Consider the following 14,157-nt stretch of genomic DNA (forward strand, 5'->3'; position numbering starts at 1 on the left):
CTGGCGGTCGTCATTGCCTGCCCGCGAAGTCGTGGCGGACCAGCCAGTCGGTGACGATGTCGACGGCCGCGCGCAGCTTGTCGCGCTGGTCGGCCCCCGCGTAATAGTGGGTGGCGCCGGGGATTTCGTGCATCTCCTTGTCGTGATACCCGATCGCGTCGAAGAGCCGTCGGGTGTGGCTGGGCGTGCAGGCGTCGTCGGCCAGGTTACCGATCACCAGCGCCGGGATCGCGATGTCGGCGCCGCAGGCCACCCCGTCGCCCCGGGCGTCGTCGTAACTCCATTGCGAGAGCCAGCCCCGCAGCGTGGAGAAGCGGGCCAGCCCGACGGGGCTCATGTTCACCACTTGAGGATCCCCCAGGTAGCAGGTTCCCGGGGTGCGTTCGTTGGGATCGACGGTCGGGTCCAGCCAGCGCGGGTCGGCCATGGTGCCGTGCACCACGAAGCAGAACTCCTCGTCCGGACGTCCGGCGGCCCTCAGTTCGGCCAACTTCTCCTTGACCCACGCGGTGATGCGGCGGTTGCGTTCGACCTGCGCCCCGCGATACCGGGCCAGGAATTCCTGGCTGTAGGGCGGCTGGTTCGGGTTGTCCGGGTTGTACAGGTCCAGCTCGGGATCGCGCTTGGTGGGGTCGGATTCGTCGAGGATCGACGCGTCGAGCCATTCGGTCAGCGTGCCGTGCCGGCTGATGTGCGCCGCCAGCAGCATGATGCCGTCGGCGGGGATCAGGTCCAGGGCGGTCAGGTCCGGGCCGTCGCCCGACGGGCTCGACGTGATGGTGGGGTGTTGGGCCTGCTGCTGGTAGAACACCGACAGCGAGCCGCCGCCACTCCACCCCGCCAGCACCACCTTCTGATAGCCCAGCCGCTTCTTGGCGTCTTTGATGCACTCGCCGAGGTCCTCGACGACCTTCTCCATCAGCAGCGCCGAGTCGGTGCCGCGGAACCGGCTGTTGCAGTAGATGACGTGGTGGCCGGCCCGGGCCAGCGCATTGATCATCGGCAGGTAGGCGCCGCCGCCGATGGGGTGCATGAACACCAGCACGGTGTCAGACGGCTTGTCCTTCGGCTTGAGCAGGTAGCTCTCCAGCACGGTGATCTCGGCCAGGCCGCCGTAGACGTCGCGGACGCCGGAATTGTTCTGGAAGGCAACGAGATAGGGGAATCGCTCGTATTCGTGGCGGGTCGTCATGGTCAGTGTTGTCCTAGGTCGTGCGCCAGCACCTCGGCCGAGGGAGTCAGGCGCCTGCGGGTGTCGACGGCGATCACTTGCCAATCGACGCGGGAGTAGTCGTCGAACTTGCGGCGCGCCCGTTCCCGCGCCTTCTCCGGTGCGCCGTGGTGAACGCCTTGCGGCGCATGGGAAATCAGGCCGGGCGGCATCGGGATGCCGTAGAGCGAGCCGCCGTGGAAGAAGGCGATCTCGTCATAGTCGACGTTGCGGTGATACCACGGCGTGCGCTCGGTCCCCGGAACCCCTTCGGCCGGCTTCGGCAGAAAATTCATCACGTAGACGCCGGTGGCCTGCATGAACAGGTGCACCGTCGGCGGTAGGTGCACGCTGTCGGAGGTCACCACGTTGTAGTCCGCGATGTTGAAGGTGAACGCGAAGTTGTCACCGCGCCAGCCCTCGACGTCGAGCGGATTGTGTTGGTAGAACAGCGTTGTCGGGCCGCCCTCGTGGATCAGCCGGACCTCGTACTCGTCCCGTCCGTCGTCGTCGATGGGTGCCGGGTCGGGGATGATGGCCTGCGACGGGTCGAACGGGAAGTGCCGGCCGAGCGGCCCGGGCGGGGGCACCCGGAATTCGTCGGTCGCCTCGACCATGAGCAGCGTCGTCTCGCCATCCGGCACCTGGCGCCAGGTGCACGCCTTGGGCAGGTAGACCCAGTCGCCTTCGGAGTAGCGCAGCGGGCCGAACTCGGTTTCGAGCAGACCGGCGCCCCGGTGGACGAAGCACAGCAGGTCGCCGTCGACATGGCGTACGTAGAACGGCATCGGCTCGTGGCGGCGGCTCAACAGGATTCGGCAGTCGGCGTTGCTGAACATCAGCAGGGGACCGCCGTCGGCGCCGGTGGCGTCGCTGGGCTTGAGCTCGCCGGCCAGCACGTCGACGGGGCGCAGCGGGCCGACCGACCGGTAGGCGGTGGGGTCGTGGCGGCGGTAGAGGTTCGCGGTGCGGCCGGTGAATCCGCCCCGGCCCAGCTCGTCGTCCTTGAGGCCGTCGAGATCGGCGTGCAGGCGTCGTGGCGTCCTGCCTTTTCGCATGTGGACGAAGGATTCCATCGGTGGACCCCCAATTCGGGCGACTAGAAAACTGAAAGTGACATTACTTTTCGTTTCGGGCGCGCACAAGGGTGGGTGGATCCGCTGACCGTGCACGGCTGCCGCGATCCGATATCGCCCGCGCCGGCAGATCCTGCGAAGGCCACCCGACCAGGCGCGGCGGATTCGGCCGGGCGTCAATCGCGGACGCGCACCACGACCTTCCCTTTGGCGGTGCGGTTCTCCAGGGACGCCACCGCGGCGGCGGCCTCGTCCAGGGGATAGACCTCCGGGGTGGGTGCGGCCAGCCGGCCCGAGCTGAGCAGCTTCTCGAGCCCGGCCCACTGCTCGGCCAGCGCGTTCGGGTGCGTCGCGGTCCACGCCCCCCAGCCCACGCCCACCACGTCAATGTTGTTGAGCAGCAACCGGTTCACCTTCACCGTCGGGATGTCTCCGCCGGTGAAGCCGACGACCAGCAGCCGTCCCCCGGGGGCGAGGGAGCGTAGCGAATCGGTGAACCGGTCACCGCCGACCGGGTCGAGCACGACGTCGACGCCGCGCCCGCCGGTCAGCTCCTTGACCGCGTCCTTGAACCCGTCGGCCAGCACCACGTCGGTGGCTCCTGCGGCCGTCGCGACGTCCGCCTTCTCTTCGGTGCTGACCACGGCGATGGTGCGCGACGCCCCGAGCAGCGGCGCCAGCCGCAGCGTCGACGTCCCGATGCCGCCGGCGGCGCCCTGCACCAGCACCGTCTCGCCCCGGGCCAGCCGGCCGCGCACCGTCAGGGCGAAGTACACCGTCAGGTCGTTGAACAGCAGTCCGGCGCCCGCCTCGAAACTCACGTTGTCGGGCAGCTTGAACACCCGGTCGGGCTGCAGGATGGCGACCTCGGCCATGCCGCCGCTGAGCATGGTCAGTCCGACGACCCGGTCGCCGGCCCGCACGTGTGCGTCGCCCGGCGCCGACCGCACCACGCCGGCGATCTCGGCCCCCAGCACGAACGGCGGCTCGGGGCGGTACTGATAGAGGCCCCGGGTCAGCAGGGCGTCGGGGAAGGCGGCACCGGCGGCGTGCACCTCGACGACCACGCCGTCACCCGACGGTTCGTCGACCTCCGCCACCTCGATCGCGTCCGGACCGTCCAGCCGGGTCACCCGTGCAGCTCGCATGGTCGGACAGCCTACTGCCGGCTCAAAATCCGTCGGCGACCCGCACCACCGCCCGCCCGGTGAACTTGCCGGCGCGCACCTGGTCCAGCACGTCGACCACGTCCTTGACGTCGACCTCGCTGATGAGTGCGTCCAGATGACGCGGACGCAACGAATCACCCAGCAGCGCCCACAGTTTGCGGCGCCGGTCGATCGGCATCTGCACCGAGTCCATCCCCAACAGCGCGATGCCGCGCAAGATGAACGGCATCACCGTGGTGTGCAACGCGGGACCACCCGTCAGGCCGCTACAGGCCACCGCCCCGCCGTAGTCGACGGCACTGAGCACGTCGGCCAGCGTCGCGCCGCCCACGCAATCCACCGCGGCCGACCAGCGCGCCTTGGCCAGCGGCCGCGGTTTGGCGTCGGGGTCCTCCGGCAGCCGGCCGATAACCTCAGCGGCGCCAAGCTCTTTCAGCAGCCCGGCCGCCGACTCCTTGCCGGTCGAGGCGACCACCCGATAACCCGCGGCGGCCAGCAGGTCGACGCTGACGGAGCCCACGCCGCCGGAGGCGCCGGTGACGACCACCGACCCGGCGCCGGGCCCCACGCCCCAGTCGATCAGCGCCTGCACGCTCATCGCCGCGGTGAAGCCGGCGGTCCCGATCGCGGCGCCCTCGCGCGGGCTCAACGCGCCGAGCGCGACGACCTGGTCGGCCGGCAGCCGCGCGTATTCGGCATAGCCGCCGTGGTGGCCGGTGCCGATCTGATACCCGTGGGCCACCACCTTGTCGCCGACGGCGAAGTCCGGCGACCCGGACTCGACGACCTCGCCGGTCAGGTCGATACCCGGCACCACCGGGTAGCTGCGCACCACCCCGCCGCGCGGGGTCAGCGCCAACGCATCCTTGTAGTTGACGCTCGAATAGAGCACCCGGATCGTCACCTCACCGGGCGGCAGGTCCGAGTCGCTCAATGTCTCGACCGAGGCGGTTATCCGGTCACCATCTTCGCGAGCGACGAGCGCCTGAAACGTGTCCATTCCTCGACGCTAACCTCACCGTATGGATTCCTTTCCACTCGGTCGCTTTTCGGTCTCCCGGGTGGGCTTCGGCGCGATGCAGTTGCCGGGTCCCAATGTCTTCGGCCCGCCGCGGGACCGCGATGAGGCGCTGGCCGTGCTGCGTCGGGCCGTCGAACTCGGCGTCGACCACATCGACACCGCCCAGTTCTACGGTCCCGACGTCGCCAACGAGCTCATCCGCGAGGCGCTGCATCCCTATCCGGAGAACCTCGCGCTGGTGAGCAAGGTCGGCGGTCGGCGCGATGACACCGGCGGCTGGCTACCGGTCGACGCGCCGGCCGACCTGCGCCGCGACATCGAGACCAACCTGCGCACCCTCGGCGTCGACCAACTGGCCGCGGTCAACCTGCGCGTCTTCGAAAGCGGAAGGCCGGACCAGCTCTTCGACGACCAGCTGTCGGTCATGATCGAAGCCCGCGACGATGGGCTGATCGGCGGCATCGGGCTGAGCAACGTCAGCCGCGAACACCTGCTGCACGCGCTGGAACGCACCGAGATCGCCTGTGTGCAAAACGCGTTCAACCTCATCGACCGGACGTCGCAGCCCGTTCTCGACGAGTGCACGGCGCGGGGTATCGCGTTCGTCCCGTTCTTCCCGCTGGGGGCCGCCTTCGTGCAGCCGAACCCCCTGCTCACCCACGAACTGGTGGTCGACGTCGCCGATCGCCTCGGGCGGACGCCCGCGCAGGTCGCGCTGGCGTGGACGCTGAGCGTGGCGCCCAACGTGCTGCTGATCCCAGGCACCTCGTCGGTGCGCCACCTGGAGGAGAACCTCGACGTCGCGTCCATCGAGCTGGACGACGACGCCCGCGAGCAGCTGGACGCGGTCGCTATTTGAGCTCGGCCGACGACAGGCCGAGCAAGCGGCGGGCGACCACGAGCTGCTGAATCTGCTGGGTGCCCTCGAAGATGTCCAGGATCTTGGAGTCGCGCGCCCACTTCTCCAGCATCGATTGCTCGGAATAGCCGGTGGTGCCGGCCAATTCGACGGACTTGAGCGTCACGTCGCTGGCCATGCGGCCGGCCTTGGCCTTGCTCATCGAGGCCTCTTTGGAGTTGGGGATCTTGTTGTCGGCCTGCCACGCGGCGCGCAGCGCGAGCAGGTAGGCCGCCTCCCAGTCGGCCTCCATGCGAAGGAACTCCGCGGCCGGGGCGCTCTGGGCGTGCGACGGTTTGTCGTAGGAGATCTCGACGCCGGCCTCGGTGAGGATCTTGCGAATTTCCTCCAGGGCGGCGCGGCCGACCCCGATGGCCATGGCGGCCACGATGGGCCGGGTGTTGTCGAAGGTCTCCATCACGCCGGAAAAGCCCTTGCCGACTTCGATTTCCGGGTTGCCCAGCAGGTTTTCCTTGGGGATGCGGACGTTGTCGAACCGGATCGCCGCGGTGTCGGAGCCCTTGATGCCGAGCTTGTGCTCGAGCCGCTCGACGGTGACGCCGGGGTGCTCGCGCGGAACGATGAACGACTTGATCGCCGCGCGGCCCTGCGACTTGTCCAGCGTGGCCCACACCACGATGTGGGTGGCCCGCGAGCCGGCGGTGACGAAGATCTTCTCGCCGTTGATCACGTACTCGTCGCCGTCCAGCTTGGCGGTGGTCGACACCGCCGCAGAATCGGAGCCGAAGCCCGGCTCGGTGATGGCCATCGCCGCCCACACCTTGCCCAGGCGCTCCAGCTGTTCCGGGGTAGCGACGGCGGAGATGGCCGCGTTGCCCAAGCCCTGATAGGGGACCGAGAGCATCATCGCGACGTCGCCCCAGCAGGCCTCCAAAGTCTGCAGCAGCGCAGCCATGTTGGCGCCGTTGTGGTTTTGGTCCCTGTCCTGGTTCTCGTCGCCCAGGTTGTCGGCCCCGGCGAATTCGATCGATTCCGATGCCCCCGCGAACAGGTTGTACAGCGTGTCGAGTTCGACCGGGTACGCGTGTTCCTTGAGGTCGTACTTGCGGGCGATCGGCCGCATCAGCTCGGCGGCGCCCTGATGGGTCTTGACGACGACCGCTTGCAGCTTGCGGGGCAGTTCCAGATTGATTGCCATGGTTGGTCTTTCGGTAGTCCGGATCGGGTGACGGCCTAGATGACGACGACGCCCTCGGCCACGCCGATGGCCCGCAGGTCGCGATACCACCGCTCGACCGGGTGTTCCTTGGTGAAGCCGTGGCCGCCGAGCAGCTGCACGCCGTCCAGGCCGATCTGCATGCCCTTGTCGGCGCCGAGCCGCTTGGCCAACGCCGCCTCGCGGACGAAGGGGAGGCCCTGCTCGGCGCGGGCCGCGCCGCGCCAGGTGATCAACCGCAGCCCGTCCAGCTCGATGGCGATGTTGGCGCACATGAACGCGACGGCCTGACGATGCGCGATCGGCTCGCCGAAGGCTTCGCGCTCCTTGACGTAGGGGACGACGTAGTCGAGCACCGCATGCGAGGTGCCCACCGCCAGCGCCGCCCAGCCCAGCCGGGCCAGCGCGATGGCCTCGGAGTAGTCGTCATCGGTCGCCTCGTCCTCACCGAGCCGCGCGCTCAGCGGGACCGAGACCCCGGAGAGCTCCACGTGGCCCAGCGCCGCCGCGCGTAGGCCCATGCTCGGATCCGCCTTGACGGTAAGGCCTTTCGTCGACGACTCGACGATGAACAGGGCGGGCTTGCCGTCCAGCTGCGCGCCGACGACGAACAGCTCGGCATCGGCCGCCGCCGGCACCAACGACTTCACGCCCTCGAGGCGGTAGCCGCTCGGGGTGCGCACCGCGGTGGTCGTCAGGCGGGTGGGGTCGAACAGCGGCTGCGGCTCGGAGATCGCGACGCAGGCTTGCGGCACGTTCTCGCCGGCGAACTCGTGCAAATAGGTGGCCTGCTGGTCCGCGCTGCCCCAGTGGGTCAGCGCGGCGGCCACACCCCCGGGGGCCAGGATCGGCAGGGCGAGACCCATGTCGCCGTAGGCCAGCGCCTCGGCCGCCAGCACGTTGGTCACGCTGGAGCGGTGCGCGGCGATGCCGTCGAAATCCTCGGGGATGTTGATCGCCGTGATGCCCAACTCCGCGGCCCTGGCGATCAGGTCGGGCGGGTAGGCCGCCGCCTCGTCGGCGTCGTGAGCCGCGGGCCGCAGCACCTCCTCGGCGAATTCGGTGAGGGTCTCGACAATCATCTTCTGGTCGTCGTCGGGCGTCAGGTCGAAGTAGTCCTTGCCGCTCGACTTGAGCCGGGTCGGTCCGCTGCGCAGGTTCTGCAGCCGCTTGAACTGACGGGAGGCGGCAGCCGACGTGGAGAAGATGGTCTTGGTGCCGTATTGCAGGCCGCGGTTGACCGGATCGCGCAGGTGGTAGCGGTCCAGGAACTCCTGGCCCATGAGCGGGGTGAGCAGCGCGATGGCGATGTCGATGCCGGTGCGCTTGTGCGGTTGCAGGCCGATTCCGCTCTGCCGATCTTTCCTCTTGCGGCGGGAGCGGGCGGCTTCTGAAGTCTTCGGTGAACCGGAACGAGTGTCGGTCATGTCGGCAGCCTCTGTCGTGGGGGCGATGCGGATAAGCCTATCTTACTCCGGAGTAAGATAACAGAGAACACTTGTTAACTAATTCACAGCGCCAGCGAGCGGAGCACGACTTCGTGCAGCGGCCCGTTGGTCGCCACGGCGCTGCCGCGGTGCGGTCCGGCGCCGCCGTCCAGGCCGGTCAGGTTCCCGCCGGCCTCGCGCACCAGGATGTCGAGCGCAGCGAGATCCCATACCGACACCTCGGGTTCGGCGGCGATGTCGACGGCCCCTTCCGCCAGCAGGCAATAGGAGAGGAAGTCGCCGAACGCGCGCACCCGCCACACTGCGTCGGTCAGCGCGATGAAGCGCTCGCGCAGTCCGCGCTGCGCCCAGCCGGACAGGCTGGAGAACGAGAGGCTGGCCGAATCCAGTTGCGCCACAGAAGAAACCGACAGCCGGCGCGCCGGTGCGTCGTCGACCGTGACGAAGGCGCCCTCGCCGCGCGCGGCCCACCAGCGACGCTGCAGTGCGGGCGCGCTGACGACGCCGACCGTGGGCACACCGTCTTCGAGCAGTGCGATCAGACTGGCCCACACGGGCACGCCGCGCACGAAGTTCTTGGTGCCGTCGATAGGGTCGATGATCCACTGGCGTCCGGTGAACGTGGTGGTTCCGCCGAACTCCTCGCCGACGATGCTGTCGTGCGGACGCTCGCGTCCCAGCGTCTCCCGTAGCTCCGTCTCCACCGCGCGATCGGCGTCGGTGACCGGGGTCAGGTCGGGTTTGGTGTCAACGCGCAGGTCGAGCGCGCCGAACCGGGCGGAGGTCAGCGCGTCCGCGCGGTCGGCCAGCCTCAGCGCCAGCGTCAGATCGTCCCGACTCATGACGCAGTCCTACCATGGCTTGCCCGGAACCTGAATCGAGTCGTACAAGTGTGCCCGATTCGCTTCGGATCAACGGTATGGCCGTAATTCGGGGAACGGATGCCAAGCGAACGCGCGTGCGCTGGTAACGGCACCGCAAAGCAGAAAGATTGGGGAAAACCCTTATTTCCGCGTCGCCCGCAACGCCATAGCATCACATCGCAGCAGGGCTGACATTGACGGCGACGCGTCACCAGTGCCGCAGGAACCTCGCCAGCCGCGGAGGGATCACATGACCAAGTCTTCGTCGACCACGACAACCGGGGCGGTTCAGAGGATGCGGCGTGCGGGCTGCGGGCTGGCGGCCTGCGTCCTCGGATTCGCTTCGGCCACAGTGGCGATGCCGATCGCGCACGCCGACCCCTTGGACAACATCCGGGGCAAGGTCAACGCGATGCGGGCCCAATCCGGCTGCCCCCCGTTGGCGTATTCGGGCCCGCTGGAGGCCGCAGCACAAGCCTGGGTGAGAGGCGGGCCGCCTCCTGGCGCCAACGTTGCCGGTTACTCGGGCAAGGTGAATGGTTATGAGTCCCAGGATGATCCCACCGACGCGGCCACGAACACCGCACTGAACGCCGTTTCGAATTACGTCAACAAATGCGGCTATACCGATTTCGGCGTGGGCATGGTTCGGCTGGAAAGCAAACAGCAGAGCGCCGTCGCCATTTTGGTTGGTCAGCCCCCACCACCCGCGCCGGCCGGGCCCCGGCCTGGACCCAACAACGGCCCCGTCCTCGAGCCTGACAACCCCACACCACCGCGGCCGACTCCACCGGCGCAAGCGCCACCTCAGCAGCAGCCGACGGTCACCGTGACCGGTGATGTCGACGTGTACAACATCCCAGACGGCGACCACGGCAAGAACCTCGGAATCTTGCGCAAGGGCAGCCAGGTTCAGGTCTTGGACCGCAAGAACGGCTTTGCCCATGTCAAAGGCAGTGCGGTACCCACCGGCGTCGGCTACGCCTGGGGCGACTTCATCCCGAACGCATGATGTCCTCGTTCGCGTAGTGCCATTCGTCGGGGGTATGGTCACTCGCTAACCTGGATGCGTGTGGGAATTCGGAGTGCTCATCCTGCTGGTGGCGGTCTTGGCGGTCGCCCTTGCCCAGCGGTTCCTCCCGCGTGGCCCCCGCGGCGAGCTGCTGAACGGCACGCTGCTGGTGACCGGGGTGAGCCCACGGCCGGACGCCACCGGTGAACAGTTCGTCACCATCGCCGGCGTGATCAACGGGCCCACCGTCAGCGAGCACGCCGTGTACCAGCGCATGGCGGTCGATGTCGAGCACTGGCCGACGATGGGCCAGTTGTTTCCGGTGGTGTATTCGCCGAAGAATCCGGACAACTGGAGGTTGGCCCCGCCCGAGCCGCCCCCGGTGTAGCGCGAATTGCTTGGCCCGTCTTCATCGCCGATTGGTGAAGTTATCGACGACGCCCTGTAGTACCTCCGGATGCCGCAGGAACGGTGTGATGATGTCCACCGGCAACGGGAAGACGACGGTCGAATTCTGGTCCGCCCCCAATTCCAACAGCGTCTGCAGATAACGCAATTGCAGCGAGGCGGGGCTCTTGGAAAGGGTCTCGGCCGCTTGGCGCAGCTCCTCGGAGGCCTGCAGTTCCCCGCGGGCGTTGATGACCTTCGCCCGGCGTTCGCGTTCGGCCTCGGCTTCGCGGGCCATCGCCCGCTGCATCGACTCGGGGATCTCGACGTCTTTGATCTCCACGACGCGCACCTGCACGCCCCACGGTTCGGTCTGCTTTTCGATGATGGTGCGCAGATCGCTGTTGAGGTCCTCGCGGTGGGCCAGCAGCGTGTCCAGGTCGGCCCGGCCCAGCAGCGAACGCAGCGTCGTCTGGGCGATCTGCGAGGTGGCCACCGCGTAATTCTCCACCGCCAGAATCGCTTTCAGCGGCTCCATCACCTGGAACATCACCACGGCGTTGACCCTGGCCGGCACGTTGTCGCGGGTGATCACCTCCTGCGGTGGAATCGTCAGCGTCACCAACCGCTGGTCGACGCGGATCATCTTGTCCAGGAAGGGGATCAGCACACGAAGCCCGGGACCGTACAGCGGGCGCACATGCCCCATTCGGAAGACGACTCCGCGTTCGTACTCGCGCAGCACGGCCAGCGACCATGTCGCGAGCACGGCAAGCCCCACGATCCCGGCGATGACGACGACGACCACGACGGCAGTCACGTTGGGTTGCCCTCCTTGCTCTCCCAGCTACCCCACCGAGTGGAATACCTGTCTATCGCCGCGGCCGCCCGGTCCTCGAGCGCGGTGCGGTGGGGAAGGTGTTCGGGCGCGTTGGACGGGGTGTTCCACAGGTGGCGGACCAGCGGCAGGCCCAGCAGCGCGACGACTCCGACGGTTCCCGTCAAGACCAGCACGTCAGCGCCCGAGTGGTTGGCGGCCAACGTCGCCAGCGGCAGCACGATTCCGAACCCCGCCACGCAACAGGCGATCCCGCGGTGGAATCGCCCCGCGTCCGAATGCGGCCACGGGTCCACCTCGCGGCTGATCTCCCGGCCGTGGTCGGATGTCGTGCAGCTGGCCTTGATGGGACAACTGTTGCACACGACCGGTAGGGCGCGGTAGCGCATGACCCGGTGCCGCGGATCGAACGAAGTGGGCCACAGCCAGTGATCGCGCGGACACACCCAGGCGTCGTGATCCGGCCGGTAGGTGAATTGCCCCGTGCGCCAACGCGCGGCGCGCGCCGACGCCCGTCGGGCCATCGAGTCGAAACTCCAGCCGATGGCGAGCAGGGCAAGGGAGTACCCGGCGATCAGCCATACGGTGGCGGCCGGTTGGGTCACCGGTCAGTCCTTCGCCGACACCGTGGCACCGGTCTCCGGCTCGGTGGGGACCTCGACGTACAGCGGGTGGTCGGGCAACTCCTGAACCGTTGTACCCGTGCGGAAATGCCGCAACGCGGTCCAGGCGATCCAAACGAACGGCAGCACGCCGCCGACGATCAGGATGACGTCACCGGGGAGCCGGAGCCATTCCAGCACGGCGTTGCCGGGCCTGGTGATGTAGCCCAGCGAGCGCGCCTCGAAATAGCCGTCGTTGACCGAGTGGTAGAGCTGGAGCACGCCCAGCGGCAAGAGCGTGACGAACACCATCCACGCGAGACCGATGTTCATGCACCAGAACGAGGTTCGCGCCAACTTCTCCGGCCATTTGTCCGCCGGGATCACGTAGCGGAAGGCGAACATGGCCAAGCCGACGGCGAGCATGCCGTAGACCCCCATCATCGCGCCGTGCGCGTGATTGGCGGTCAGCGCGGTGCCGATCTGGTAGTAGGACACGATCGGCAGGTTGATCAGGAAGCCAAAGATCCCGGCCCCCAAGAAGTTCCAGAAGCCGACCGCGACCAGGAACATGACCGCCCACCGGTGCGGGAAGGGGTTGGTGTCGCCGGACTGTTGCCGCGAACCCAGCTGCAGGAACGCCCACGCCTCGACGGTGAGGAAGGTCAACGGAATGACCTCGGCCGCCGAGAAGAAGGCGCCCAGCGCCATGTGTTCCACCGGGGTGCCCGAGAAGTACAGGTGGTGCATCGTCCCGATGACACCGCCGGCGGAGTACAGGATGACGTCGAGGAAGATCACGCCGAGCGCGATCCGCTCGCGCACCACGCCCAGCAATACGAACATGTAGGCCACCATCACGGTGGTGAACAGCTCGAGGAAGTCCTCGACCCACAGGTGCACCACCCAGAACCGCCAGAATTCGGCGACGGTGTAATGCGTGCCGCTGCTGGCCAACAGCCCGACGGTGTAGAACGCCGGGATCGCCAGTCCGGAGAAGAAGAACAACCACGGCATGTTCATCTTCGACTCGCCCCTGAGCCGGGCCCGCATGCCCCGGAAGATGATCGCGATCCAGACGAACATGCCGATGATCAGCAGCACCTGAAACAGCCGCGGCAGGTCGAGATACTCCCACTGCTGGGACAGCAGCCCCTGCGGGATCACGCCGTAGATGGAGAGCGCCTCGCAGATCAGCGAGCCGAACACCACCACCGCGACCGCGCCCAGCAACACGTAGGCCAGCAAGCCCTGACGGCGCGGCTCGCGGCGGGCGATGAACGGCACCAGGAAGATGCCACCGGCCAGGAAGGCCGCCGCGGTCCAGAACAGCGAAAGTTGCACATGCCAGGTGCGGGCCAGGTTGTAGGGCAGGACCCGGGCCAGGTCCAGACCGAAGAAGTTCGACAAGTCGGCCCGGTAATGCTCGGCCGCCGCTCCCAGCAGCGTCTGCGCCAGGAACAACACTGACACGATCGCGAAGAACCAGATCGTGGCCCGCTGCGCCGGCGTCAGGCTCACCTCGCCCGGTTGGCGGAACGACAGCGTGGACGACTCGGCGCCGTGCCAGCCGACCTTCTGGCTCCACCGCCCGTAGACCGCGAACATGATGCCGATGCCACCGAGCAACGCGATCAATGACAGCGCCGACCACACGATCACCGGAGCGGTCGGGCCGTTGTCGACCCGCGGCTCGGCCGGCCAGTTGTTCGTGTAGCTGTACTTGTGGCCGGGGCGTTCGGCCGCACCGGCCCAGGCCGTCCACGCGAAGAATGCGGTGAGGTCGTGGATCTGCGCCTTGTCGGTGATCATCCGGGGCAGCAGCCCATATTTGGTCGAGTTTTCGCCGAAGTAGGCGGCGTAGTGACTCTGGATGTGGTCGAACGCCGCGGCTTGGCGGTCGGTGAACACCAACGTCTTGGTGCCGGGGTTGTACCGGTTGGTGCGGAACTCGGTGACCACTCGCTCACGCGGATCGGCCACCCCCTGCGCCCTCAGCTGATCGGCGTCATCCTGGGTGGCCATCCGCAGGTATTCGGCGGTGTAGTCCGGTCCCAGGTATGCGCCGTGCCCCAGCACCGAGCCGTATTCCATGAGGCCCCGGGCCTGGTAGAGCTCCTGCCCCCGGGTGATGTCGTCGCCGGTGAAAAGCAGCTGGCCGGATTCGTTGACCACCTTGTCCGGCATCGGCATCGATGCCGAGTAGGTGCGGTAGGCCAGGATGCCCATGACCAGGAAGCCGAAGATCATGACCAGGGCGACGCCCTGGATCCAGCCTTTGCCCACCAGGGGCTGCGAGGAAGTCGGTTGAGCGGACTGTTGAGCGGCCATATGCGAGTCTCCGGTCTCCGATGATGGGTGGTCGTGCCCGCTGTCCATCTGCGCAAACAGCTTGTATTCCGTTGTCGTCGGGTGCGAACGGCAACCTCCGCCGTCGCGCATCCCTCGGGGCCAAT

General features: G+C 67.7%; 13 protein-coding genes. 3 read left to right on the top strand and 10 right to left on the bottom strand.

What is annotated here, in order from left to right; translation table 11 throughout:
- Positions 1-10: 10 nt before the first annotated feature.
- From G6N37_RS00930 to G6N37_RS00945, 4 genes are all read right to left on the bottom strand, one after another.
- Complete coding sequence (locus G6N37_RS00930) at positions 11-1,192, bottom strand: alpha/beta hydrolase family protein (RefSeq protein WP_163674675.1); 1,182 nt, start codon at positions 1,190-1,192, stop codon at positions 11-13.
- A 2-nt stretch (positions 1,193-1,194) separates the two neighbouring features.
- A complete protein-coding gene (locus G6N37_RS00935) occupies positions 1,195-2,286 on the bottom strand; it encodes a homogentisate 1,2-dioxygenase (RefSeq protein ID WP_163674677.1) in 1,092 nt (363 codons plus the stop codon).
- A gap of 176 nt (positions 2,287-2,462) precedes the next feature.
- Positions 2,463-3,434, bottom strand: coding sequence for an NADPH:quinone oxidoreductase family protein (locus tag G6N37_RS00940; RefSeq protein ID WP_163674681.1), 972 nt, complete (start codon positions 3,432-3,434; stop codon positions 2,463-2,465).
- Positions 3,435-3,456: 22 nt separating this feature from the next.
- On the bottom strand, positions 3,457-4,455 hold the full coding sequence (locus G6N37_RS00945; RefSeq protein ID WP_163674684.1) for an acrylyl-CoA reductase family protein: 999 nt from the start codon (positions 4,453-4,455) through the stop codon (positions 3,457-3,459).
- A gap of 22 nt (positions 4,456-4,477) precedes the next feature.
- Here G6N37_RS00945 and G6N37_RS00950 point away from each other — a divergent pair, with 22 nt between their 5' ends.
- Positions 4,478-5,335, top strand: coding sequence for an oxidoreductase (locus G6N37_RS00950; RefSeq protein WP_163674689.1), 858 nt, complete (start codon positions 4,478-4,480; stop codon positions 5,333-5,335).
- Here the strand turns inward: G6N37_RS00950 and G6N37_RS00955 are convergent.
- The 3 genes from G6N37_RS00955 to hisN all read right to left on the bottom strand — a co-directional run bounded on the left by G6N37_RS00955 (position 5,328) and on the right by hisN (position 8,841).
- The gene (locus tag G6N37_RS00955) at positions 5,328-6,533 is read right to left on the bottom strand and encodes an acyl-CoA dehydrogenase family protein (protein WP_163674693.1); all 1,206 of its coding nucleotides are present in this window, start codon (positions 6,531-6,533) and stop codon (positions 5,328-5,330) included. The genes G6N37_RS00950 and G6N37_RS00955 overlap by 8 nt on opposite strands.
- Before the next feature lie 35 nt (positions 6,534-6,568).
- Entirely contained in the window at positions 6,569-7,978 is a 1,410-nt protein-coding gene (locus tag G6N37_RS00960; RefSeq protein WP_163674696.1) for an acyl-CoA dehydrogenase family protein, read from the bottom strand.
- Positions 7,979-8,061: 83 nt separating this feature from the next.
- Complete coding sequence (gene hisN, locus G6N37_RS00965) at positions 8,062-8,841, bottom strand: histidinol-phosphatase (protein WP_163674699.1); 780 nt, start codon at positions 8,839-8,841, stop codon at positions 8,062-8,064.
- Positions 8,842-9,112: 271 nt separating this feature from the next.
- Between hisN and G6N37_RS00970 the strand changes: the two genes are divergently transcribed.
- Positions 9,113-9,874 (top strand): CAP domain-containing protein, encoded by a 762-nt coding sequence (locus G6N37_RS00970; protein ID WP_163674702.1) that lies wholly within the window; start codon positions 9,113-9,115, stop codon positions 9,872-9,874.
- A 58-nt stretch (positions 9,875-9,932) separates the two neighbouring features.
- On the top strand, positions 9,933-10,262 hold the full coding sequence (locus G6N37_RS00975) for a hypothetical protein (protein WP_163674705.1): 330 nt from the start codon (positions 9,933-9,935) through the stop codon (positions 10,260-10,262).
- 21 nt (positions 10,263-10,283) lie between these two features.
- Here G6N37_RS00975 and G6N37_RS00980 read toward each other — a convergent pair whose 3' ends face one another.
- Genes G6N37_RS00980 through G6N37_RS00990 form a run of 3 tightly spaced genes read right to left on the bottom strand, consistent with a single transcriptional unit; the run spans position 10,284 to position 14,032 of the window.
- Entirely contained in the window at positions 10,284-11,081 is a 798-nt protein-coding gene (locus G6N37_RS00980; RefSeq protein WP_163674708.1) for a slipin family protein, read from the bottom strand.
- Positions 11,078-11,704 (bottom strand): hypothetical protein, encoded by a 627-nt coding sequence (locus G6N37_RS00985; protein WP_163674710.1) that lies wholly within the window; start codon positions 11,702-11,704, stop codon positions 11,078-11,080. The genes G6N37_RS00980 and G6N37_RS00985 overlap by 4 nt, the downstream gene beginning before the upstream one ends.
- A 3-nt stretch (positions 11,705-11,707) precedes the next feature.
- Positions 11,708-14,032: a nitric-oxide reductase large subunit gene (locus G6N37_RS00990; RefSeq protein ID WP_163674715.1), complete on the bottom strand. Its 2,325-nt coding sequence runs from the start codon at positions 14,030-14,032 to the stop codon at positions 11,708-11,710.
- Between the last annotated feature and the right edge of the window lie 125 nt (positions 14,033-14,157).

Origin of the sequence: Mycobacterium seoulense, assembly GCF_010731595.1 — a bacterium.
Classification (GTDB): domain Bacteria; phylum Actinomycetota; class Actinomycetes; order Mycobacteriales; family Mycobacteriaceae; genus Mycobacterium; species Mycobacterium seoulense.